Source organism: Pseudomonas sp. SDO5522_S412 (genome assembly GCF_054071215.1).
The window spans coordinates 1-682 of record NZ_JBSVWQ010000447.1 but is presented as its reverse complement, the minus strand read 5'-3'; the positions used below and the strand labels follow the sequence as shown (position 1 = coordinate 682).

The following is a 682-nucleotide window of genomic DNA, read 5'->3' as shown; positions in this document are numbered from 1 at the left end:
CCGACGCCGATGCCCAGGTGACGCTGACTCAATCACAGTGGCTGCCACATTTACCCGCTGGCCATGTCGCCTGGACCTTGGAAACACTGCCTGCCGCTGAAAACAGCGAGCCCCTGAGCGTGGAAGCCAGCGACCTCGCCTACGTGCTCTACACCTCCGGCTCCACCGGCCAACCCAAAGGCGTGATGAACGAACACGGCGCGCTGATGAACCGTCTGCACTGGATGCAGGAGGCGTTCCCGATTGGCCCGAATGACCGTGTGCTGCAAAAAACCCCGTACAGCTTCGACGTGTCGGTGTGGGAGTTCTTCTGGCCGCTGATCACCGGCGCGACGCTCGTGGTTGCGCGTCCGGACGGCCATCGCGACCCGGCGTACCTGAGCCAGTTGATCCAGCAGGAGCAGGTCACCACCCTGCACTTCGTACCGTCGATGCTGCGCGCCTTTGTCGAAGAACCAAGCCTGACCCACTGCCGCAGCCTGCGCCAAGTGTTTGCCAGCGGCGAAGCCTTGCCGGTGGATCTGGTGCAGCGGTTCATGTCCCAACACCCCGCCGCGCTGGTCAACCTGTATGGCCCAACCGAAGCGGCGATTGACGTGTCGGTGTGGCGTTGCTCGGCCAACGACACGCTCGTGCCGATCGGCAAACCCATCGCCAACCTGCGCCTGCATATCCTCGATGA

The 682-nt window shown here is 63.3% G+C and carries 1 protein-coding gene; it reads left to right on the top strand.

All coding sequences use genetic code 11. From position 1 onward, the window contains the following. Positions 1-682 (top strand): AMP-binding protein (locus ACW9I6_RS32395; RefSeq protein WP_457340245.1); only part of this gene is annotated, 682 nt, incomplete at both ends.